We start from the raw sequence: 21425 nt of genomic DNA, 5'->3' as shown, positions 1-21425 counted from the left end.
GTGAACGGATGTCGGGGCGAAAGCCTGATTCGGGCCCGACATCCGTTCACCGGTCCGACATCCCTGCGCTCCGCCGTGCGGAGCGACGTGGAACACGAAAAAACCCCCGGAGAACCGGGGGTTTCTGTCTGTGCGCGATACTGGGATCGAACCAGTGACCTCTTCCGTGTCAGGGAAGCGCGCTACCGCTGCGCCAATCGCGCCCGTTGGGGCTATTCAGTTTTCCCGTGAGGTGGCGACGGGATTCGAACCCGTGTAAACGGCTTTGCAGGCCGGTGCCTAGCCGCTCGGCCACGCCACCGTGTGGATTGACCCCACGTGCTGCACGCCTTCCTGAGAAGACCTGCTGCACTCGAGCGGATGACGAGACTCGAACTCGCGACCCCAACCTTGGCAAGGTTGTGCGCTACCAACTGCGCTACATCCGCATTTCGTTCCCGGTTGTCCCGGGCACTCATGAAACATTAGCCGAAGATCCGCACTCCGCCAAACCGGCAGCGAATCTCGCGCGTGTCTCGCTGAGTGGTCTTCACCGCCCCGTAGCGTCCGGTAGTATCGGTTGACGTACCCCACAGGTATGGGCGATTGGCGCAGTTGGTAGCGCGCTTCCTTCACACGGAAGAGGTCATCGGTTCGAGTCCGGTATCGCCCACCATCCAGCCCCCGGTCTCCCCGGGGGCTTTCTTGTTCCCTCACCATGCGCCCCGCGAGTTTCCTGAGAACTTGCTATGGTCGAAAGACGCTCATCCCCCGGAGCGATGGTCACGCGTTCACGGTGATCTCAGGCGTCAGATGCCCGGAGGCTCACCGACGCGATCCACGAATCCCGTTCGAGGATGCACTGCTGTTCGGTGCGCCCGGAAACGGCCGTCCCGAAAGGAGCCGCACCCCGGGCCACTCGTCTGTGTGCTGCTATGCGCCTCAGTGGTCCAGGTTCGTTCTCGCCATGTCGACCGCTTACCGCAGCCCCCGCAATCCCCAACACCAGACGACGCAGTACTCCCCCACCTAGCGGGACTCGTTCTCCATCGACACGCGGCAACGCCGCATCACGACGAGAAAGCGAGTACCCGGTGGAAGAATTCACCACACTGTCAGGCCCGATCGTGGTCCTGCTCATGCTGCTGTTCTTCGGCGGCAGCCTCTACATGTCCATCCGCATCTCCCGGAGAAGGGAGAACGCCGACGGATACATGACCGGCGGCGGCAAGATCGGCTTCGGTATCTCGGCCGCGTCGATGACGGCCACCTGGATCTGGGCATCCTCGATGTACGCCTCTGCGACATCCGGATACACCTACGGCATCTCCGGGCCCATCCACTACGGCCTCTGGGGCGCGCTGATGATCCTGCTCATCTACCCCTTCGGTCGACGCATCCGCAAGGTCGCGCCCCACGCGCACACGATCGCCGAAGTGATGTTCGCCCGCCACGGGCGCTCGAGCCAGCTCATGCTCGCCGGCTCCAACGTGCTCGGGAGCCTCATCAGCCTCACGTCGAACCTGATCGCCGGCGGAGCACTCGTCGCGATGCTGTCACCGTTCACGTTCACGCAGGGCATCGTCGCCATCGCGATCGGCGTTCTGGCCTACACGCTGTGGTCGGGGTTCCGGGCCTCCGTGCTGACCGACTTCGCGCAGGTCATCGCCATGCTGGGAGCGGTCGCGATCATCGTCCCGGTGATCTTCTTCGCCGCGGGGGGACCTGAATTGTTCGTCACGGGCGCGTCGAACCTCACTCCGCAGCAGCGAGACTTCTTCTCCTCGGATGCCTTCTTCAACCAGGGAGCGCCGTACATCGCTGCCGTGCTCGCCTACGCCATCGGGAACCAGACCATCGCGCAGCGGCTCTTCGCGGTTCGCGAAGACTTGATCAAGAAGACCTTCGTCACGGCGACCTTCGGTTATGGCGCATCGATCATCGGCATCGGCATGCTGGGCGTGCTCGCCCTGTACGCGGGAGTCCAGCCCATGGACGGCGACGTGAACAACCTGATCCCGCAGATAGCGTCGACCTATCTGCCGCCGATCCTGATCTGCGTGTTCTTCGTCATGATCATCGGATCGCTGTCCTCCACCGCGGATGCCGATATGACAGCGCTCTCGTCGATCATGATGGCCGACGTCTACGGCCAGAACATCGCGGGGAAGAAGAACGCGAACCCGAAGACGATGCTGCTCGTCGGCCGACTCACGATGATCGGCGCGACGGCCGCAGCGCTCTGCTTCGCGTCGATGCAGTTCAACATCCTCGACCTGCTGGTCTTCGTCGGCGCGATGTGGGGAGCGCTCGTGTTCCCCGTCATCGCGAGCTTCTACTGGGATCGCGTCACGAACGCCGCGTTCAGCATCGCCGTGATCGCCGCCCTCGCCGCGTTCCTGCCGGTGCGATTCGAGTGGATCTCCCTGTCCGGCGGCTGGGGGCTCGTGAGTGACATCCTGTCGGTCATCGGGATCGGGGTGGTCCTCGCTCTGATGTCGTTCGGCTTCTTCGGCCTGCGGGTGGCACTGATCGTCGGTGGGCTCGCCACCGTCATATCGGCTCCGTTCGCGATCGGCTTCCTCCACGAGTATCCGGTGCTGTCGGGCTCGCTGGTGGCCTACGCGGTGAGCACGCTCGTCTGCGTCGGCCTCACGATGATGAACAGGACGAGGAGATTCGACTTCGATCTGATCAAGGAACGCACCGGCCGCTTCGACACCGTGGCGGTCGCGCCGACAGCCGATGTGAAGGGCGACAACACGCTCGCCGGAAAGGACGCCTGATGGAGACCCTGCTGTTGACCGCCTACGTGCTGGTGTGGCCGATCATCGTCGTCGGCGTGCTCGCCGTCGTGATCCGCGCATTCGTGAAGGATGCCAAGGAAGCGAAACGCGAAGGACGCGACATCATCTGACGATCGAAGACCCCGCGCAGGCATAGACGAACCGTCTGTGCGGGGTCTGCCGGGTACTGACCGTACCTCCCACGCTCTGACGACCGGGCATAGCGTCGAGTGATGACCACTCACCTCACCTTGAACAACGGGGTCGCGATGCCCGCACTGGGTTTCGGCGTCTTCCAGACTCCCCCCGCCGAGACGGCGGACGCCGTCGCTTCCGCTCTGGAGGTCGGATACCGACTCATCGACACCGCGGCGGCCTATGGGAACGAACGCGGCGTGGGCGACGCGCTCCGGGCGTCGGGTCTCCACCGCGACGAGGTCTTCCTCGAGACGAAGGTCTGGATCTCCGACTACGGGTATTCGGAGACGCTCCACGCGTGGGAGAAGAGCGTCCGCAAGCTGCAGGTCGACGTGATCGACCTCTTCATCCTCCACCAGGCCCTCCCCGGAGAGTTCGATCTCACCATCAGCGCCTACAGGGCTCTCGAGGCCCTGCTCGCGGAGGGCAAGGTACGAGCGATCGGCGTGAGCAACTTCATGGTGCCCCATCTCGAACGGCTGCTCGCGGAGACCACCATCGTGCCGGCGGTGAACCAGATCGAGGTGCACCCGTACTTCTCGCAGAAGCCGCTGCAGCGGCTCGGCACGGAGCACGGCATCCTCACCCAGGCATGGTCGCCGATCGGCGGCATCACGTCTTACCGAGGGGACGAGTCCCGAAGCACGTTCAACGACCCCGTGATCCGTGCGATCGCCGAGGCGCATGGCAAGACGACCGCTCAGGTGATGTTGCGCTGGCATCTCCAGAACGGCGTCCAGGCCATTCCGAAGTCCGTCACGCCCGCTCGCATCGCCGAGAACTTCGACGTCTTCGACTTCGTGCTCAGCGCCGACGAGATCGGTCGCATCGACGATCTCGACTCCGGTGTGCGCGGCGGACCTGAGCCTGAGGCCATCACGCTCGAGGCGTTCGGGCGCGAGATTCCCGAAGAGTGAGGTCGGCGCCAGCCGCCGCGCTACTCGATCTGGACACGGACGACGCGGTCGTCGCCTTCGCGCGGATCACCACGCCCGTCCGTGTTGTTCGTGAGGATCCAGAGCGCCCCGTCGGGAGCGACCGCGACGTCGCGCAGCCTCCCGAGCGCGCCGACCAAGTGCTCCTCGGCGATGCGGAGAGCGGAGAGCGGCGCTTCCCGGAGCCGCTCCCCTCGGAGGTTCGCAATGAAGATCGATCCCGACGCGATCGCGATGCCGCTCGGACTCGCGATGTCCGGCGGCCACTGCTGGATCGGATCGACGAACTCCTCCCGATCGGCGATGCCCTCGACCGTCGGCCACCCGTAGTTGCCACCGGGCTCGATCACGTTCAGTTCGTCCCAGGTGTCCTGACCGAACTCACTCGCATACAGGGTTCCATCCTCATCCCACGCGAGTCCCTGCGGGTTCCGGTGTCCGAAGCTGTAGACGGCTGATCCGGCAACAGGATTGTCCTCCGGGATCTCCCCGTCGGGCGTGATGCGGAGGATCTTCCCTGCCAGCGACTCCAGGCCCTGTGCGCCATCGCGATCTCCTGCGTCTCCGACCGTGACGTAGAGCATGCCGTCGGGGCCGAAGGCGATCCGTCCGCCGTTGTGGTTCCCGGCGGCCGGGAGATCGGAGAGGATCGTCTCCGATCGGCCGAGCTCCATCGCCCCCGGCAGCCCCGACAGGGCGAAACGCTGCACCCTGTTCTCGTCGGCGGCCGTCGAGTACGCGTACAGCCACGCATCCCGTACGGCGATGCCGAGGAGCCCGCCCTCGCCGCGCGGCTCGACGCCGGGAACCACGCCCACCTCACGCAGCGCCCCCTCGTCCGAGACCTCGAGGATGCGGGCGGTGTCACGTTCACTGATCAACGCGACGTCTCCGGAGAAGGCGATGGACCAGGGAGCCGCCAGACCCTCCGCGATCGTCGTGACCTCTCCCGCTGGCATGTCTCCGGACTCCGCAGGGCGCGTCGGACCCGGTGGCGTGGGAGTCGTCGGCGTGACGGCCGGCGGCGCGCACGCGACGAGTGCAATCGCGCCGAGCCACAGCGCGAGCGACGCCTTCATCATCCGCACCGCCGCCATCATCCTCGTTCCCTCCGCCGATGGACTCGACCCTACGCACGTCGCGCCCCAGGGTGAAGAGCGCGGGTGTCCGAGGGGGCGCGTAGCCTGCCACGGTGTCGTCCGAACTCACACTGCCGGGTCCGTGCGCCCTCTGCGGGAACGCGCGAGGTGTCCGCCGAGACGGCGCCTTGTGCTGCAGCTCCTGCGGTTGGCGGTACGGTGATGCCCCCGATACCGACCTGCCTCTCCCCCGGGTCGATGTCGTCTACTACATCCGCTTCCACCGCCGCGTGAAGATCGGCACGAGCCGCCGTCCGCGGCAGCGACTGGCGAACATCCGGCATGAAGAGCTCCTCGCCTTCGAGCGCGGAGGGCGAGCTGTCGAGCAGCAACGCCACAGGGACTTCGCCAGCATCCGTGAAGGAGGCGAATGGTTCACGTTCACGGATGAGCTCCGCACCCACGTCGCCGCGCTCCAGCGGGAGGGCGATCCCTGGCGGCTCTACGGCCGCTGGTTGAGCGAGACGCTCCGCGGCGTCGAAAGCACACGCGACTAGCCCCGACATGACGATGCCGGGCGACTGCTTCGGGAAGTCCAGTCGCCCGGCACCGCGTCCGGGGGTGGGGTCAGGCCGTTGCGGCGCGTCCCCGGGCGGTCGCGGGCTGCGGCTGGGAGAACAGCACCACGACGATCACGGCGACTCCGACGACGACGTGCGGGAGCCAGACGTTGAGCGCCTCACCGGCGAATCCGAAGATCCACGGCGAGAGCGCCAGGAAGAGGCTGGCGACGATGTCGAACACGAGGTGGACGGGCATCGGGATGAAGCCGAAGGGGCCCCACTCGTACTTCGTGAAGAGGCTGTAGACGATCAGCCCGACGCCGAGCACGATCGGGATGATGACCGCTGCTCCGCCGACACTCGCGAAGCCGAACAGCCAGGGGGCGGCGATGAGCGCGATGCCGACGATGTAGTCGAGGACTCCGTGGACCTTGGTGGGGATGAAACGCATGATTCCTCCTTGGGTGGCGCCGCTTTTCGCGACTCACCGATGGTTCGAAGCACACGTCCGATCGGATTGCCCTCCTTCATGCGTCGATCGGAAATCGAGGTGTTCCGGCCGGTCCGGCACCGGACCGGCCCTGCACTTCCTCGCGGCCCGGTCCCAGACAGCACTGCTACGGTGAAGATGTCGACATCTTGTCGGCATCAGGGAAGACTTCTCGTCGACCAACGGGCCTCATCGGTCATTTCGTTCTCCGTCGCCTCCTCTGTGTGAGCCCGACGAGCGTCATGCCCACCCCGTCAATCCCGTCCTTCATCGACCCCGCGCACGCGTGGGCTGCGCCCATCGCCCTCCCCGCGGGGACGACGGCGATCGTCTACTGCGAAGGCCAGTTCGGCGAGCAGGACGGCAAGACCGCCAACGGCCTGGTCCGCCACTCCGAGAAGTACGAGGTCCTCAGCGTCATCGACAGCACTCACGCCGGCGCGGATGCCGGAATGTTCCTGGATGGGCGCGCGAACGCCATCCCGATCCTCGAGGGTCTCCCCACGGCTATCGCGCACGCCGGCCAGGTCCCGGACTACCTGATCTGCGGCGTCGCCCCCGCCGACGGACTGCTCTCCGCCGACCAGCGGACAGTGCTCCTGGACGGCATCGCCCGCGGGATGCACATCATCAACGGCCTGCACGAGTTCCTCACAGACGATGCCGAGTTCGTCGCGGCCGCGCTGCTCGCCCAGGTCACGATCACCGACATCCGCCGCCCGAAGGACAAGAAGGATCTCCACCTGTTCTCCGGACGCATCTTCGACGTGACCTGCCCGCGTATCGCGATCCTCGGTACGGATGGAGCGATCGGCAAGCGCACGACAGCGACGATCCTCGTCCGTGCGCTCAACGAGCAGGGCATCCATGCCGTATTGGTCGGCACCGGTCAGACCACGATCATCCAGGGCGGGAGATACGGCGTCGCGCTCGACGCCCTCGTGCCGCAGTTCTGCTCGGGGGAGGTCGAGAACCAGGTGGTCGCGGCGTTCGAGGGCGAAGACCCCGACGTGATCATCGTGGAGGGTCAGGGTGCGCTCAGCCACCCCGCGTACATCACCTCCGCTCACATCCTGCGCGGAAGCCAACCCGCAGGCGTCATTGTGCAGCATGCCCCGGGTCGTGCGGTCCTGGGCGACTTCCCGATGGTCGCGATGCCGACGGTCACGAGTGAGATCACGCTGATCGAGGCTTTCGCAGACACGAAGGTCATCGGCGTCACCGTGAACCACGAGAACCTCACGGCACAGCAGCTCGCCACAGCCATCGACGAGATCGAACTCGACACCGGACTCCCCGCCACGGATCCGCTGACCCGGCCGCTGAGCGAGCTCGTCGAGATGGTGCTGCAGTCGTTCCCGACGCTCAGCCCGCGACGGACCAGCCGTAACGCCGCGTGAGAGCAGCCACGACCCGGTCGTAACGGCCTCGATCGAGGACGGCGGCCTCCCGCCGCAGTCCTCTCTCGTGCACGCTGTACAGCTGCTCGACGTCGACCCAGGACTCTCGACCCTGAGAGTCCCACGCACCCGTGCCGATCGAGAGGTAGTCCCGCTCGCCGTCGTGGGGTTTGCTGGTCATCCGGACCGCGTATACGCGATCGACGGATTCCCGGCCGATCACCAGAACGGGACGATCCTTCCCGCGTCCGTCGTTCTCCTCGTAGGGCACCCAGGTCCAGACGATCTCTCCGGCGTCCGGGGCGCCGTCCCGCTGCGGCGTGTACGCGACCTGCAGGTTCGTGATCCGCTCCGGGTCAACGCGGAAGGTCTGGGTACCGCGCGTGGCTCCGCGATCTGCTCCGGTGGTCGCGGTCCCAGGACGCTCGTGGGGTGTCCGTAGACGCGCGTCCGGGCGCCTCGGACCTGATGTCCGAGACGCCCGGCCGGAGCCCACTGCCTTGAGCAGGATCTCCGCGAGTGTTGCCAGGATGCCGTTGGTCTTGCTCACACGGTCACCCTAACCGCAGATCACGCGTCGGCGAGTGCGTAGCCCTCCTCGCCGTGCACGACCTGGTCGACACCGGCGATCTCGTCTTCGTTCGTGACGCGGAAGCCGATCGTCTTCTGGATGGCGAAGCCGATGATGAAGGCCACGACGAACGAGTAGATCAGCACGCCGAGGGCGGCGATCAGCTGCACCGCGAGCTGGCGCGCGTCCCCACCGACGAACAGTCCGGTCTCGGTGGCGAAGAACCCGAGGTAGAGCGTTCCGATGAGGCCGCCGACGAGGTGGATACCCACGACGTCGAGCGAGTCGTCGAAGCCCAGACGGAACTTCAGCTCGATGGCGAGTGCGCAGACGACACCGGCGAGTGCGCCGAGCAGCAGCGCCCATCCCGGAGTCAGGTTGGCGCATGCCGGGGTGATGGCGACGAGACCGGCGACGGCGCCCGAGGCGGCACCGACCGAGGTGGGCTTGCCGTCCTTGATCTTCTCGACCAGGATCCAGCCGAGGATGGCTGCGGCGGTCGCACCCAGAGTGTTCAGACCGATGAGTCCCACACCGCCCATGTCCTCCGCGAGCCACTCGGCGCCGGCGTTGAAGCCGAACCATCCGAACCACAGCAGAGCGGCGCCGAGAAGCGTCAGCGGCACGTTGTGGGGCTTCAGGATGCCCTTCTGGAAGCCGATGCGCTTGCCGAGGACCAGAGCCAGGGCCAGGGCCGCAGCACCCGCATTGATGTGCACCGCGGTTCCACCGGCGTAGTCGATCACGCCGATGCCGCTGTCCTCACCGAAGAGCGTGGTGCCGAGGTTCATGATCCAGCCGCCGCCCCAGACCCACGCGGCCACGGGGAAGTACCCGACCGTCGCGAAGATACCGGCGAAGATCAGCCAGCTGCCAAACTTCGCGCGGTCTGCGATCGCCCCGGAGATCAGGGCGACGGTGATGATCGCGAACGTGGCGCCGTAGGCGACGCCGAGGAGAGCGACGTTCGAGCCCTCGCCTGCGGCCAGGCTCGAGAGGCCGAAGTCGGCGAACGGGTTGCCTGCGAAGGCGGTCGGGCTGTCGACGGCGCTCATCGAGTAGCCGAAGAGAATCCACAGCACGGCGACGAGTCCGATGGAGCCGAAGCTCATCATCATCATGCTGACGACGCTCTTCGCCTTGACGAGACCGCCGTAGAAGAAGGCGACGCCGGGCGTCATGAGCAGCACCAGCGCTGTCGCGGTGATCGCCCACGAGATGTTGCCGGGAGCATCCATAGGAAAACCTCACATCCGAAGTAATTGAGAGCTTCAGTGTGACGACCTGCGGTTTCGTCAATGCGTGAGGTTTGTTTCCCCGCTGTTACAGCGCGGCTCCGCCCGTGAACATCGCGTTACGCGCACCTACGGGCTTACGCAGAATGCGTGAGGGCGTTGAGTCGGGAGATGGCGCGCAGGTACTTCTTGCGGTATCCACCGGCGAGCATCTCGTCGGAGAACACCGCATCGAGGCTGAGGCCAGTGGCGAGGATCGGGATCTGCGCGTCGTACACACGGTCGACGAAGGCGACGAAACGCAGTGCCTCCGACTGATCGGTCAGCTGACGGACGTCGCGCACACCCACGCCGCCGAGTCCGTCGATGAGTCGGATGTAGCGCGACGGATGCACCTGTGCCAGATGGCGGATCAGATCGTCGAACCGGTCGTCAGACGCGGTGCCCGTTGCGGCGGCCGCAGCGACGGCCGCAGCGTAGGCGTCGTCGTCGAGCACGACGGCATGACCGTCGAGGGCGCGCTGGCGGAAGTCGACGCCGTCGATGCGCAGTGTCTGGAAGCTGTCGGACATGGCATGGATCTCGCGCAGGAAGTCCTGTGCGGCGAAGCGTCCCTCACCGAGTGCGTTGGGAGGGGTGTTCGAGGTGGCTGCGAGTCTGGTGCCGGTCGGCACGAGCTCGCCCAGCAGGCGCGTCATGACCATCGTGTCGCCCGGGTCATCGAGCTCGAACTCATCGATGCAGAGCAGATCGGCGCCCTTGAGCAGATCGACGGTGTTCTTGTAGCCGAGCGCGCCGACGAGGGCCGTGTACTCGATGAACGAGCCGAAGTACTTCCGGCGGGCCGGCATCGCGTGGTAGATCGAGGCGAGCAGGTGTGTCTTGCCCACTCCGAATCCGCCGTCGAGGTAGACGCCCGGCTTGAGCTCCGGCTCCTTCTTCGCCCGGCTGAACAGACCTCCGCGCTTCACGGGAGCACCTCGTCCGGCGAAGCGCATCAGCGTCTCCTTCGCCTCTTCCTGCGAAGGGTAGGCGGGGTCGGCGCGGTAGCTGTCGAACGTCGCACTGTCGAACTGCGGCGGCGGCACCAGGCTCGCCAGCATCTCGGGTCCGCTGACGGTCGGCTGGCGCTCGGTGAGGTGCACGATTCCCGTGCGGCTGGTCGGGTCGGTCATCACGGTCCTGGATCAGGTGCTCACCTGTGTCGAAGTCTTACGAATCGGGCGCAGGGTGCTCGGCGGGGATCTATCGTCGAAGGGACGGAACAACACTACGCCGTCTGCAGCAGCACCCTCGTCCGCTCAACGCTTCGGAGATCCCATGGCCATCGAGTTCGATTCCTCCTCCCCCAAGTTCGCCGAGTACGCCGAGCCCGGCCGCCTGGTGACCACGCAGTGGCTCGCGGAACGGCTGGGGACCCCCGGCCTCGTGGTGGTCGAATCCGATGAAGACGTCCTGCTCTACGAGACCGGCCACATCCCCGGAGCGGTGAAGGTCGACTGGCACACCGAGCTCAACGACCCGGTGGTGCGTGACTACGTCGACGGCGAGGGCTTCGCCGAACTGCTCAGCCGCAAGGGCATCGCCCGCGACGACACGGTCGTCATCTACGGCGACAAGAACAACTGGTGGGCCGCCTACGCCCTCTGGGTGTTCTCGCTGTTCGGCCACGAAGACGTACGCCTGCTCGACGGCGGACGTGACCGCTGGATCGCCGAAGGACGGGAACTCACCCGGGAGGCGACCTCCCGGCCGGCTACGGAGTACCCCGTGGTCGAGCGCGACGACTCCGTGATCCGCGCGTACAAGGAAGACGTCCTGGCCCACATCGGCAGCCCTCTGATCGATGTGCGCTCCCCCGAGGAGTACTCCGGTGAGCGCACCACGGCACCCGCATACCCCGAGGAGGGGACGCTGCGGGCGGGACACATCCCCACCGCGCAGAGCGTTCCGTGGGCGAAGGCGGTCGCGGAAGACGGCGGATTCCGCCCCCGGGCCGAGCTCGACGTGATCTACCGTGACGGCGCCGGCCTGAATGACGGCGACGACGTCGTCGCCTACTGCCGTATCGGTGAGCGGTCGAGCCACACCTGGTTCGTGCTCAAGCACCTCCTCGGGTTCGAGAACGTCCGCAACTACGACGGTTCCTGGACGGAGTGGGGAAGCGCAGTGCGCGTGCCGATCGTCACGGGCTCAGAGCCGGGTACCGTCTGAGCGTGTGACAATGACAGGGTTGAGCACGAGCGACGTTCCTGACACCCTTGCCGAGATCCGCGAGGGATTCCTGGAGACCCCGGAGTCGGATCGGCTCCTCCTGCTGCTCGAGTTCTCGGACGAGCTCCCGGACGTCTCGGACGCGGTCGCGGCGCATCCCGAGATGTACGAGCGGGTCGCGGAGTGCCAGTCCCCTGTGTACATCCACGTCGAGGTGCAGGACGACATCGTGACCATGCATGCGACGGCACCTCCGGAGGCGCCGACCACCCGCGGGTTCGCCAGCATCCTGGTGCAGGGGCTCACCGGTCTCACCGCCGACGAGGTTCTCGCCATCCCGAACGACTACCCGCAGTCGATCGGCCTCACGAAAGCGGTGTCGCCGCTGCGGATCGGAGGCATGACCGGGATGCTGATGCGGGCGAAGAACCAGGTCATGCAGAAGCGCTGAAACCCGTGGCTTCGAGCCAGTCCGTGATGGCGGTGGTCCATCCGGTCTGGTCGTAGTTCCACAGCTTCGTGTGACGGGCGACCGTGAACTTCGGCATCGTCACGAGGTCGGGGCGCGCATTCTGAAGGGCATGGGACGAATCCGCGGGCACGAAGCCGTCGTCGTCGCTGTGCAGGATCAGGATCGGTGCGGTCAGTTCGTCCGCTCGGGCGACCATGTCCAGGCGATCGAAGTGGATCGGCTCGTCTGCGCCGCTGAGGCGCGCGGTGAGAGGCATCTGCAGCGCCCCCATGGCCAGCTCGGGCAAGGGCGGCCGCACCCCGGCAAGCTTCGCCTGGAACCGCAGCACCGTGCGCCAGTCGACGACAGGGGACTCGAGGATGATCCCCGCGATGCGGTCTCTGTGACCCGAACTCACCGCGGCCTGCAGCGAGACCGCTCCCCCCATCGACCAGCCCATCAGGATGACCCGCTCTGCTCCGTGTCGGAGTGCGTACGCGATGGCGGCATCGACGTCACGCCACTCCGATGCCCCGAGCGCATACGCACCGGCCCTGGTGCGGGGAGCCTCACCATCGTTGCGGTAGGACACCACCAGGGTCGGAAGGCCCGCCGCGTGCATGACCGGCACGGCGCGCAGGCACTCCGCCCGTGTCGCTCCTCGGCCGTGCACCTGGATCACCCAGGTCGACGACGACCCGGGGAAGTACCAGGCCGGACACGGGCCGGCGGGAGAGCCGATCAGAAGGTTCTCCCACTGCAGGTGCAGCTCGCTCGGAGTGGAGTAGTAGTAGCCGCTGAATGCCGCAGCACGATCCACGCGCGCACCGGGTTCGATCTGCGTGAGCAGCTTGCGTCGAACGGTCGTGGCGTCTGCGCTGAGCACCGCACCGAGCTTGACGTAGCCGTATGTCCCTGTCGTGAACAGGCCGTAGCGCCCGGGGAGCTCGGTGTCGGGAGTGCGCTGCAGTTCGATGGTCTGCGCACCGGTGTCGACCGCGAGGATCTGTGTATCGGTGGGTCGGCGCATCGGGGTGACGACCCGTCGGGCGACCGCGAACACGACGAGAGCGAACGCTGCCCCGAAGGCGAACAGCGCGGGGACAAGGAGCGTAACGGCGTGCCTGAGACTCTTCATCGCTTCCTGACTCTAGCCTGTTGCCGTGACCGCACACCCCGAGGCCGGGACGCCTTTCGAGAGCGCCGTGGCCGAACTGCGCGAGACCGAGTTCCGCGATGACATCACGGTACGCGAGATCGCCACGCCACAGGGTCTCGCACCCTTCGCCATCGCCCTCGCCGCCGACGTGCGCCCGGAGAGCGACGGCGAGTCGGTGTACGGCACGGGCCGCTTCGTCCTGCTGCACGATCCGGACGAGCCGGGCGCTTGGGGCGGCTCGTGGCGCATCGTGATCTTCGCGCAGGCTCCACTGGAGACCGAGATCGGCACCGATCCCCTGCTCGCCGACGTGACCTGGTCGTGGCTGGTCGACGCACTCGATTCGCGGGATGCGGTCTACCACTCGGAATCGGGGACGTCGACGAAGACGCTGTCGAAGGGATTCGGCGGGCTCGCCATCGAAGGCGACGGCGCGCAGATAGAATTGCGTGCGTCCTGGACTCCGGAGGGCCCGTTCCGACCGCACGTCGAAGCATGGGCCGAGCTGGTCGGAATGCTGGCGGGACTTCCGCCCGGCTCCGAGGGCATCGCCGTGATCGGCGCGCGAAAGGCTGTACGTGACTGAATACTCCGTGATCTCGGATGCTGAGGAGTTCCGCGCGGCTTGCGCCGTACTCGCTGCGGGCACCGGCCCCGTGGCCGTCGACGTGGAACGCGCGTCCGGCTTCCGTTACTCGCAACGCGCCTATCTGGTGCAGGTGTTCCGGCGCGAAGCCGGGGTCTTCCTCTTCGACCCGCCGGCCATCGGCGATTTCGCTCCTCTCCAGGAGGCGATCGGCGACGTCGAGTGGGTTCTGCATGCCGCGAGCCAGGACCTGCCCTCGCTGCGGGAGCTGCGCCTCGAGCCTCCGGTGATCTTCGACACCGAACTCGCGTCCCGTCTGCTCGGGCACGAACGGGTCGGACTCGGCGCCGTCGTCGAGGACACGCTGGGCATCACGCTGAAGAAGGAGCACTCGGCGGCCGACTGGTCGACGCGTCCGCTCCCCGACTCCTGGCTCGAGTACGCCGCGCTCGACGTGCTGCATCTGATCGATGTCCGCGACGTTCTCGTGCTCGAACTGGAGGAGCAGAACAAGACGGAGTACGCCGCCCAGGAGTTCGCCGCCACTCTGGCCCGTGCGCCCAAGCCGCCGAGGGAAGACCCCTGGCGCCGGCTCAGTGGCCTGCACCAGGTGCGCGGGGCTCGTAACCTCGCGGTCGCACGTTCGCTCTGGCAGGCCCGCGAAGCGTATGCACAGGACCAGGATGTCTCCCCCGGCCGGCTCGTTCCCGACCGGTCACTCGTCGCCGCAGTGATGGCCAACCCGCCGTCGAAGCAGGCCCTCGCCGGTATCAAGGAGTTCCAGGGCCGCGCGAGCCGCACGCAGCTCGACAGGTGGTGGCAGGCGATCGTCGATGGGCGGGCATCGGAAGAGCTCCCGCGCGAACGGGTCCCGAGCGATACGCTTCCTCCCCCGCGCGCATGGGCCGATCGCAACCCCGAAGCGGATGCGCGGCTCAAGGCCGCGCGCCCTGTCGTGGAAGCCATCGCCGAGGAGTTGGGGATGCCGACCGAGAACCTCCTCACCCCGGAATACCTCCGCCGCGTGGCGTGGGATCTCCCCGGTGAGACGGCGGAGGAGATCGGGGATGCGCTGGCAGCACTCGGAGCCCGCCCCTGGCAGATTGAACAGACCGCACAGAAGATCGCGGCCGCCTTTGTAGAGGCGGCGCAAACGCCCGACAGCACCTCCGCACCCGCTTCGTAGGTTCGAACCAACCGATTCCTCCCTGTTTCCCGGGCTTCATAGACTGAGGCCACGCACTAACTTGGAGGCAGAGTGGCCGAGATCTCGGACGTCTTCTTCGTCGATGGAGTACGCACCCCTTTCGGGCGCGCCGGCGAAAAGGGCATGTACTGGAACACCCGCGCGGATGACCTCGCCGTCAAGGCGACCATCGGCTTGATGGAGCGCAACGCCTCCGTCCCGGCCGACCGCATCGATGACGTCGCCATCGCGGCGACGAGCCAGACCGGCGACCAGGGGCTGACGCTCGGGCGCTCGGTGGCGATCCTCGCGGGCCTTCCGCAGACGGTGCCCGGCCTCGCGGTCGAGCGCATGTGCGCCGGCGCGATGACCAGCGTCACCACGATGGGCGCATCGATCGGTGTCGGCATGTACGACTTCGCCCTCGCCGGCGGCGTCGAGCACATGGGGCACCACCCGATCGGCGGGAACGCCGACCCGAACCCGCGGTTCGTGGCAGAGAAGATGGTCGACCCCGGCGCGCTCAACATGGGCGTCACGGCTGAGCGCATCTTCGACCGCTTCCCGCACCTCACCAAGGAGCGCTCCGACCGCTTCGGCATGTTGAGCCAGCACAAGGTGCAGGCGGCATACGACGCGGGCAAGATCCAGCCCGACCTCGTGTCCGTCGCGATCAAGGGTGCCGACGGCGCCTGGGGCCTCGCCACCGAGGACGAAGGTCGACGCCCGCAGACCACCATGGAAGACCTCGCCGCGCTGAAGACGCCGTTCCGCCCGCACGGACGCGTCACCGCAGGCACCTCCTCCCCTCTCACCGACGGCGCGACGATGTCGCTGCTCGCCGGTGGTGGTGCGGTCAAGGAGTTCGGACTGGCGCCGAAGATGCGGATGGTCTCGTTCGCGTTCGCCGGGGTCCAGCCCGAGATCATGGGCATCGGCCCGATCCCGTCGACCGAGAAAGCCCTCAAGAAAGCCGGTCTCACGATCGACGACATCGGTCTCTTCGAGCTCAACGAGGCCTTCGCCATCCAGGTGATCTCCCTGCTCGACCACTTCGGGATCGCCGACGACGATCCGCGTGTCAACCAGTGGGGCGGCGCCATCGCCCTCGGGCACCCGCTCGCCGCGTCCGGTGTGCGCCTCATGATCCAGCTCGCGGCGCAGTTCGCCGAGCGTCCCGATGTCCGCTACGGCCTCACCGCCATGTGCGTGGGTCTCGGCCAGGGCGGTTCGGTCATCTGGGAGAACCCGCACTACGACGGCAAGAAGAAGAAGTGAGCGCGAACGTGACCGACTACGACGACATCGACTTCTCCCCCATCCAGGCGCTCACCGAGGGCGAGGTCATCACACAGTCACCGGTGCGCGACATCCGCCTCGCCTCCGGCAAGGTGCTGGCACTGATCACGCTCGACAACGGTCGCGATCACACCCGCCCGAACACGCTCGGACCCGCGACGCTCACCCAGCTGGGCGAGACCCTCGACGGCCTCAAGGCCAGGGCAGCGGCCGGCGAGATCCAGGCGGTCGGCATCACCGGCAAGCAGTACATCATGGCGGCCGGCGCCGATCTCTCGGACATCAGCAAGGTCGGGTCCCGGGACAACGCACGCCTCATCGCGCAGCTGGGCCACAAGGTGCTCGGCAAGCTCGGCGACCTCGGCGTGCCGTCCTTCGCGTTCGTGAACGGACTCGCGCTCGGCGGCGGACTGGAGATCGCTCTGAACTCCACATACCGCACGGTCGACGCCTCGGCGGCGGCAGTGGCGCTTCCCGAGGTCTTCCTCGGCATCATCCCCGGCTGGGGTGGCGCCTACCTGCTGCCGAACCTCATCGGCATCGAGAACGCGCTCGAGGTGGTCATCTCGAACCCGCTCAAGCAGAACCGCATGCTGAAGCCGCAGCAGGCGTTCGACCTCGGGATCTTCGACGCGATCTTCCCCGCGGCGAACTACCTCGAGAACTCGCTCTCCTGGGCGGATGCGGTACTCGGCGGCACGAAGGTCGAGCGCAAGAACGAGCCCGGCAAGCTCGAGCGCCTCACCAAGTGGCCGATCGCGATCAAGATGGCGCGCGGCATGCTGGAGTCGAAGATCGGCACCGTGCCGAAGTCGCCGTACGCCGCCCTTGAGCTGCTCGACAAGGCGAAGAGCGGCACGAAGGCGGAGGGCTTCGCCCGCGAGGACGAGGCGCTGGCGGAACTCGTGACCGGGGACCAGTTCGCCGCGTCGATGTACGCGTTCGACCTGGTGCAGAAGCGTGCGAAGCGTCCGGTCGGTGCGCCCGACAAGCAGCTCGCGAAGAAGGTCACCAAGGTCGGCATCATCGGTGCCGGTCTCATGGCCAGCCAGTTCGCACTGCTGTTCGTGCGCAAGCTCCAGGTGCCTGTGCTCATCACCGACCTGGATCAGGCACGTGTCGACAAGGGCGTCGCCTACATCCACGAGGAGATCGGCAAGCTCGAGGCCAAGGGACGTCTCGACTCCGACAGCGCGAACAAGCTGCGTGCGCTGGTCACCGGCACGACCGACAAGAGCCTCTACGCGGACTGCGACTTCGTCATCGAGGCGGTGTTCGAGGAGGTCGGCGTCAAGCAGCAGGTGTTCGGCGAGATCGAGAAGATCATCGCCGAGGACGCGATCCTCGCGACCAACACCTCCTCCCTGTCGGTCGAGGAGATCGGGTCGAAGCTCGCGCACCCGGAGCGTCTGGTCGGCTTCCACTTCTTCAACCCGGTCGCGGTCATGCCGCTGATCGAGATCGTGAAGACCCCGGTGACCGCCGACGCCGCGCTGTCGACGGCCTTCGTGGTCGCGAAGAACCTGGGGAAGAACGCGGTGCTCACCGCCGACGCCCCGGGCTTCGTCGTGAACCGGCTGCTCGCGAAGGTCATGGGCGAAGCCGCACGTGCCGTCTACGAGGGCACGCCGATCGCCGAGGTCGAGAAGGCCTTCGGACCCCTCGGCCTCCCGATGGGCCCGTTCCAGCTGATCGACCTGGTCGGCTGGAAGGTCGCCGCCCACGTGCAGGACACGATGGTGCATGCGTTCCCCGACCGGTTCTACGCCAACGAGAACTTCCACGCGCTCGCCGAGCTCGACACGGTCGTGGAGAAGGACAAGGGCGGACGCGTCGTCGGCTGGAGCAAGCAGGCGGAGAAGGTCCTGAAGCCGGCGGTGGGCAAGACACCGGCCACGGCCGCGACCATCCTCCAGCGCGTGCAGGACGGTCTGGCGCAGGAGATCAAGCTCATGCTCGACGAGGGCGTCGTCCCTGAGGTCGAGGACATCGATCTGTGCCTGATCCTCGGCGCCGGTTGGCCTTTCATCGACGGCGGCGCCTCACCGTACCTCGACCGCGAAGGTGCATCCGAGCGGGCCTTCGGCGGCTCCTTCCACACCCCGCAGATCCGCGGCGTCGAAAGCCGCTGATCGCCGGACGCCATCACCGAAGCGCCTCACCGGATTCCCAGCGAATCCGGTGAGGCGCTTCGTCGTCCGGCGCTCGGCAAGCCCTACCCTGGATCGATGAGCTCTCGCCCGTCTCCGCGCACCACCGAGCAGCCGATGGCCTTCAGCCGACGCGAGTTCTGGCGCGGCGCCGTTGCGACCTGGATCACCTTCAACGCTCTGTTCCTCCTGGTGACGACCGTCGTCCTCGCCATCATGTCGCGCTCCCTGCAGACCGTCTTCTCGATCCTCATCCTGGTGGCATGGTTCCAGCTCCTCTTCGTCGTGGCCACCTCCGCTCTGGCGACCGTCATCGGCAGCGGGGCCGCCTTCGTGCTGGGCCGGCTTCTGCGGACAACGGCGGGCATGCGGCAACACCTCATCGCCTTTGCAGGACTCGGTCTCGTGGTCGGAGGCGTCGTCATCGCGGTCGTCGGGACCTGGCCCGCGAACATGACCGGAGAATTCGGGTCCTTGTTGACGAACATCACCGAGCCGTACATCGCACTTCCCCTGCTGGGGATGAGCGCCGTCAGCGTCGCCCACGGCTGGTACTGGACAGCGTCACGGGCGCTGTCCGAAGACCCTGCACCACAGAGCCCTGTCGCCGAGGCTCAGCTCGCCGGCTGAACCGGGCGCGCGTCGTCTTCGCCGCGACGAGGCCAGTACGACAGCGCCCGCTCCGCCAGTGCGGTGATCGTCAGCGAGGGATTCACCCCGGGATTCGCGGGCACGGCGGCGCCGTCGACGACGTGCAGGCCGGGGTGCCCCCAGACCCGGTGATACCCGTCGATGACACCGTCCGTACGTGACGCCGAGATGACGGCACCGCCGAGGAAGTGCGCGGTGAGGGGGATGCCGAACACCTCAGGCCAGGATCCACGTGCAGCGGCTGGGACCCCGCTGTCCACCTCGACCCGCGCGGCGATCGCCGCCGCCGCCGCATGGGCCTGGGGCAGATAGCTCGGGTTCGGCTCCCCGTGTCCCTGTGCGCTCGTCATGATGAGGCGGCCGAAGCGGCGGCGCAGGGAGAGCGTGAGCGAGTTGTCCGCTGTCTGCATGACCAGCGCGATGATACCCCGCTCGCTCCAGCGGCGGAGGCTCCCGAGACGGAACTGCCGCACCGGGGAACGGAGCATCTGGGCGACCAGACTGCGCAGTCGCACCCCTATCGGACGTCCGCCGGGGACGATCACGGTAGCGAGTGCACCCATCAGGTTCGACCCCGGCCCGTAGCGGACGTTCTCGACGTGGGTGCGGTCGTCGACGTGGAACGACGTGGTGATCGCGACGCCGCGGGCGAGCTGCAGCGAGTCCGGGACGCTCACGGCGACCGCGCCGTCGAGGGCCTCCGAGTTGGTGCGGGTGAGCCGACCTACGGCGTCCGAGACCCGCGGCAGAGCCCCGGACTCCTTCATCCGGTGCAGCAGCTGCTGCGTGCCCCAGGTGCCGGCGGCGAGCACGACCTCCCGGGCGGTCACGGTCTTCCGCACGCGGCGGACCCAGGCCCCGCTGCGCTGCGTTGTCACCGCGAATCCTCCTTCGGGGAGCTCACGCACCTCGCTCACCGTGCGGAGGGCCTCGATCGCGACTCCGTGGCGCTCCGCCAGAGCCAGGTAGTTCTTCATGAGCGTGTTCTTCGCGCCGACGCGGCAGCCCACCATGCAGTTGCCGCACAGCGTGCACCCGGTTCGATCGGGCCCCTCGCCGCCGAAGAAGGGGTCCGGCGTGCGCTCCCCCGGCTTCCCGAACCAGACCCCGACCGGTGCGTGCCGGAACGTCGAGCCGACGCCGAGATCGTCCGCGGCGCCGGCCATGATCCGCTCCACAGGGCCGGTGTGCGGGTACTGGTCGACGACGCCGAGCATCCTCTTGGCCGTCGCATAGTGCGGCGCGAGTTCGTGCTCCCACTCCGCGATGCCCTGCCACTGCGGGTCCGTGAAGAAGGCCGCGCCCGGCTGATACAGCGTGTTCGCGTAGTTGAGCGATCCGCCGCCTACCCCCGCACCGGCCAGGATCATCACATGCGGCAATCGGTGGATACGCTGCACACCGTAGCAGCCGAGCGACGGTGCCCAGAGATAGCGACGGACGTCCCAGCTGGTCTTCGCGAAGTCGTCGTCCTCGAAGCGGCGACCCGCCTCGTAGACGCGAACTCGGTAGCCCTTCTCCGCCAGCCGCAGAGCAGCGACCGAACCTCCGAAGCCGGAACCCACGACCACGACATCCTCGTCGAACTCAGTCATCGCTCTCCTTCGGCACCATCATCGTGAGCGCGCCGGGAAGCACCGAGATGGTGCACTCATCCTCGCCGATGCGCTCGCCGTCCGCGTAGACCACGAGGCCGGGGGCCGAGACGGTCACGGACCGTGCACGCCGGTGCGCGACCTCAGCGCGCGCGAGATGCGTCCCACGCAGCAGCAGCGGGAAGAGACCCAGCAGGCGCATGCGGCCCAATGGCGCGACATGGACGATGTCGAGGAGTCCGTCGTCGGGGACGGCTCCGGCGCAGATCGGCATACCCCCTCCGTAGCTGGACGTGCTGCCGGCTGCGATCAGCGTGCCCGGCGAGCTCCTCGCCGCTTCCTCGTCTACGGCGATGCGGAATTCCATCGGCCGCAGTCGCACGAGCTCGATGAGCAGCGCGAGGTAGTAGCGAGGTGCGCCGTGCGGCCAGCGGAGCCTGTTGGTGCGGTCGCTGACCTTCGCGTCGAAGCCCAGCGCCGCGATGGTCAGGAATCTCCGACTGCCCTTCGCGGTGCGGACGACGCCGACGTCGATCGCTCGTGGCACGCCGATGAGGGCGAGCTCGGCGGCGGCCCGTGCGTCACCACGTGGGAGGCCCAGGGCTCGGGCGAGATCGTTCCCCGTGCCCGCCGGCACCAGGACGACCGGGACGGAGGCGGCGCACACCGTGTCGAGCACGCCGGCCAGCGTGCCATCACCGCCCACGACCACGAGGAGACGAGGGCCGTCGGCCAGCGCGGCGACGGCGAGCCGGGCGGTGTCGGCGGCGGAGGCACCCGCGTACGTTCGCACCTCGGCACCACGCTCCCGGAGAAGTCGAACGGCTGCCTCCGCCGCTCGCCCGCCCCGCCCCTTACCGGCGAACGGATTCGCGAGCACGGCGATGTGCTCGGACAC

Annotated in this window: 20 protein-coding genes and 4 tRNA genes; 13 read left to right on the top strand and 11 right to left on the bottom strand. The window is 67.2% G+C overall.

Features of this window, described 5'->3' with window-relative positions; all coding sequences use genetic code 11:
* Positions 1-131: 131 nt before the first annotated feature.
* The 3 genes from ABRP18_RS08365 to ABRP18_RS08355 form a co-directional block, all read right to left on the bottom strand.
* Positions 132-203: transfer RNA gene (locus ABRP18_RS08365), tRNA-Val, on the bottom strand.
* A 27-nt stretch (positions 204-230) separates the two neighbouring features.
* Positions 231-301 (bottom strand) — tRNA-Cys (locus tag ABRP18_RS08360).
* A gap of 54 nt (positions 302-355) precedes the next feature.
* A tRNA-Gly gene (locus tag ABRP18_RS08355) sits at positions 356-428 on the bottom strand.
* 151 nt (positions 429-579) lie between these two features.
* Between ABRP18_RS08355 and ABRP18_RS08350 the strand changes: the two genes are divergently transcribed.
* From ABRP18_RS08350 to ABRP18_RS08335, 4 genes are all read left to right on the top strand, one after another.
* Positions 580-655, top strand: a tRNA-Val gene (locus tag ABRP18_RS08350).
* A gap of 463 nt (positions 656-1118) precedes the next feature.
* Positions 1119-2765 carry a sodium:solute symporter family protein gene (locus ABRP18_RS08345; RefSeq protein WP_349885346.1) on the top strand — a complete coding sequence of 549 codons (1647 nt, stop codon included), beginning with the start codon at positions 1119-1121 and terminating at the stop codon, positions 2763-2765.
* Positions 2765-2896 (top strand): putative transporter small subunit, encoded by a 132-nt coding sequence (locus ABRP18_RS08340; RefSeq protein ID WP_211368750.1) that lies wholly within the window; start codon positions 2765-2767, stop codon positions 2894-2896. Before ABRP18_RS08345 ends, ABRP18_RS08340 begins: the two co-directional genes overlap by 1 nt.
* Positions 2897-2998: 102 nt before the next feature.
* Positions 2999-3880, top strand: a complete 882-nt coding sequence (locus ABRP18_RS08335) for an aldo/keto reductase (RefSeq protein ID WP_349884481.1) — start codon at positions 2999-3001, stop codon at positions 3878-3880.
* Positions 3881-3900: 20 nt separating this feature from the next.
* On the opposite strand, the gene ABRP18_RS08330 is transcribed toward ABRP18_RS08335, so the two are convergent.
* Positions 3901-4998, bottom strand: a complete 1098-nt coding sequence (locus tag ABRP18_RS08330) for a PQQ-dependent sugar dehydrogenase (protein WP_349884480.1) — start codon at positions 4996-4998, stop codon at positions 3901-3903.
* A 92-nt stretch (positions 4999-5090) separates the two neighbouring features.
* On the opposite strand from ABRP18_RS08330, the gene ABRP18_RS08325 reads away from it, so the two are divergent.
* Complete coding sequence (locus tag ABRP18_RS08325) at positions 5091-5534, top strand: GIY-YIG nuclease family protein (RefSeq protein ID WP_082738598.1); 444 nt, start codon at positions 5091-5093, stop codon at positions 5532-5534.
* A gap of 70 nt (positions 5535-5604) precedes the next feature.
* On the opposite strand, the gene ABRP18_RS08320 is transcribed toward ABRP18_RS08325, so the two are convergent.
* Entirely contained in the window at positions 5605-5991 is a 387-nt protein-coding gene (locus tag ABRP18_RS08320) for an SPW repeat protein (protein ID WP_058631749.1), read from the bottom strand.
* 281 nt (positions 5992-6272) lie between these two features.
* Here ABRP18_RS08320 and ABRP18_RS08315 point away from each other — a divergent pair, with 281 nt between their 5' ends.
* Positions 6273-7430: a DUF1611 domain-containing protein gene (locus ABRP18_RS08315; protein ID WP_349884479.1), complete on the top strand. Its 1158-nt coding sequence runs from the start codon at positions 6273-6275 to the stop codon at positions 7428-7430.
* On the opposite strand, the gene ABRP18_RS08310 is transcribed toward ABRP18_RS08315, so the two are convergent.
* The 3 genes from ABRP18_RS08310 to zapE form a co-directional block, all read right to left on the bottom strand.
* Positions 7396-7980, bottom strand: coding sequence for a type II toxin-antitoxin system PemK/MazF family toxin (locus tag ABRP18_RS08310; RefSeq protein ID WP_179516037.1), 585 nt, complete (start codon positions 7978-7980; stop codon positions 7396-7398). The genes ABRP18_RS08315 and ABRP18_RS08310 overlap by 35 nt on opposite strands.
* Before the next feature lie 20 nt (positions 7981-8000).
* Positions 8001-9239 (bottom strand): ammonium transporter, encoded by a 1239-nt coding sequence (locus ABRP18_RS08305; RefSeq protein WP_113681272.1) that lies wholly within the window; start codon positions 9237-9239, stop codon positions 8001-8003.
* A gap of 134 nt (positions 9240-9373) precedes the next feature.
* Positions 9374-10411 carry a cell division protein ZapE gene (zapE, locus tag ABRP18_RS08300; protein ID WP_046747196.1) on the bottom strand — a complete coding sequence of 346 codons (1038 nt, stop codon included), beginning with the start codon at positions 10409-10411 and terminating at the stop codon, positions 9374-9376.
* A gap of 145 nt (positions 10412-10556) precedes the next feature.
* Between zapE and ABRP18_RS08295 the strand changes: the two genes are divergently transcribed.
* Entirely contained in the window at positions 10557-11450 is an 894-nt protein-coding gene (locus tag ABRP18_RS08295; protein WP_046747197.1) for a sulfurtransferase, read from the top strand.
* A gap of 10 nt (positions 11451-11460) precedes the next feature.
* A complete protein-coding gene (locus tag ABRP18_RS08290) occupies positions 11461-11901 on the top strand; it encodes a SufE family protein (RefSeq protein ID WP_374168972.1) in 441 nt (146 codons plus the stop codon).
* Here the strand turns inward: ABRP18_RS08290 and ABRP18_RS08285 are convergent.
* Entirely contained in the window at positions 11885-13039 is a 1155-nt protein-coding gene (locus tag ABRP18_RS08285) for a S9 family peptidase (protein WP_058631751.1), read from the bottom strand. The genes ABRP18_RS08290 and ABRP18_RS08285 overlap by 17 nt on opposite strands.
* A 25-nt stretch (positions 13040-13064) precedes the next feature.
* On the opposite strand from ABRP18_RS08285, the gene ABRP18_RS08280 reads away from it, so the two are divergent.
* From ABRP18_RS08280 to ABRP18_RS08260, 5 genes are all read left to right on the top strand, one after another.
* Positions 13065-13646 carry a DUF3000 domain-containing protein gene (locus ABRP18_RS08280; protein ID WP_058631752.1) on the top strand — a complete coding sequence of 194 codons (582 nt, stop codon included), beginning with the start codon at positions 13065-13067 and terminating at the stop codon, positions 13644-13646.
* Positions 13639-14832: an HRDC domain-containing protein gene (locus tag ABRP18_RS08275; RefSeq protein WP_061018750.1), complete on the top strand. Its 1194-nt coding sequence runs from the start codon at positions 13639-13641 to the stop codon at positions 14830-14832. Before ABRP18_RS08280 ends, ABRP18_RS08275 begins: the two co-directional genes overlap by 8 nt.
* A 72-nt stretch (positions 14833-14904) precedes the next feature.
* Positions 14905-16110, top strand: coding sequence for a thiolase family protein (locus ABRP18_RS08270; protein WP_046747202.1), 1206 nt, complete (start codon positions 14905-14907; stop codon positions 16108-16110).
* 8 nt (positions 16111-16118) lie between these two features.
* Positions 16119-18263 carry a 3-hydroxyacyl-CoA dehydrogenase NAD-binding domain-containing protein gene (locus tag ABRP18_RS08265; protein WP_058631785.1) on the top strand — a complete coding sequence of 715 codons (2145 nt, stop codon included), beginning with the start codon at positions 16119-16121 and terminating at the stop codon, positions 18261-18263.
* A 96-nt stretch (positions 18264-18359) separates the two neighbouring features.
* Positions 18360-18911, top strand: a complete 552-nt coding sequence (locus ABRP18_RS08260; RefSeq protein WP_141369483.1) for a hypothetical protein — start codon at positions 18360-18362, stop codon at positions 18909-18911.
* On the opposite strand, the gene ABRP18_RS08255 is transcribed toward ABRP18_RS08260, so the two are convergent.
* Together ABRP18_RS08255 and ABRP18_RS08250 are read right to left on the bottom strand one after the other, a co-directional pair.
* Positions 18896-20527, bottom strand: coding sequence for a GMC family oxidoreductase (locus tag ABRP18_RS08255; RefSeq protein ID WP_349884478.1), 1632 nt, complete (start codon positions 20525-20527; stop codon positions 18896-18898). The two genes, ABRP18_RS08260 and ABRP18_RS08255, sit on opposite strands and share 16 nt — an antisense overlap.
* Positions 20520-21425, bottom strand: a complete 906-nt coding sequence (locus ABRP18_RS08250; RefSeq protein ID WP_193761863.1) for a YegS/Rv2252/BmrU family lipid kinase — start codon at positions 21423-21425, stop codon at positions 20520-20522. The genes ABRP18_RS08255 and ABRP18_RS08250 overlap by 8 nt, the downstream gene beginning before the upstream one ends.

It is taken from the genome of Microbacterium sp. WHRI 7836 (assembly GCF_040223885.2).
Lineage (GTDB): Bacteria > Actinomycetota > Actinomycetes > Actinomycetales > Microbacteriaceae > Microbacterium > Microbacterium oxydans.
This window is presented reverse-complemented; position numbering and strand designations above follow the sequence as displayed.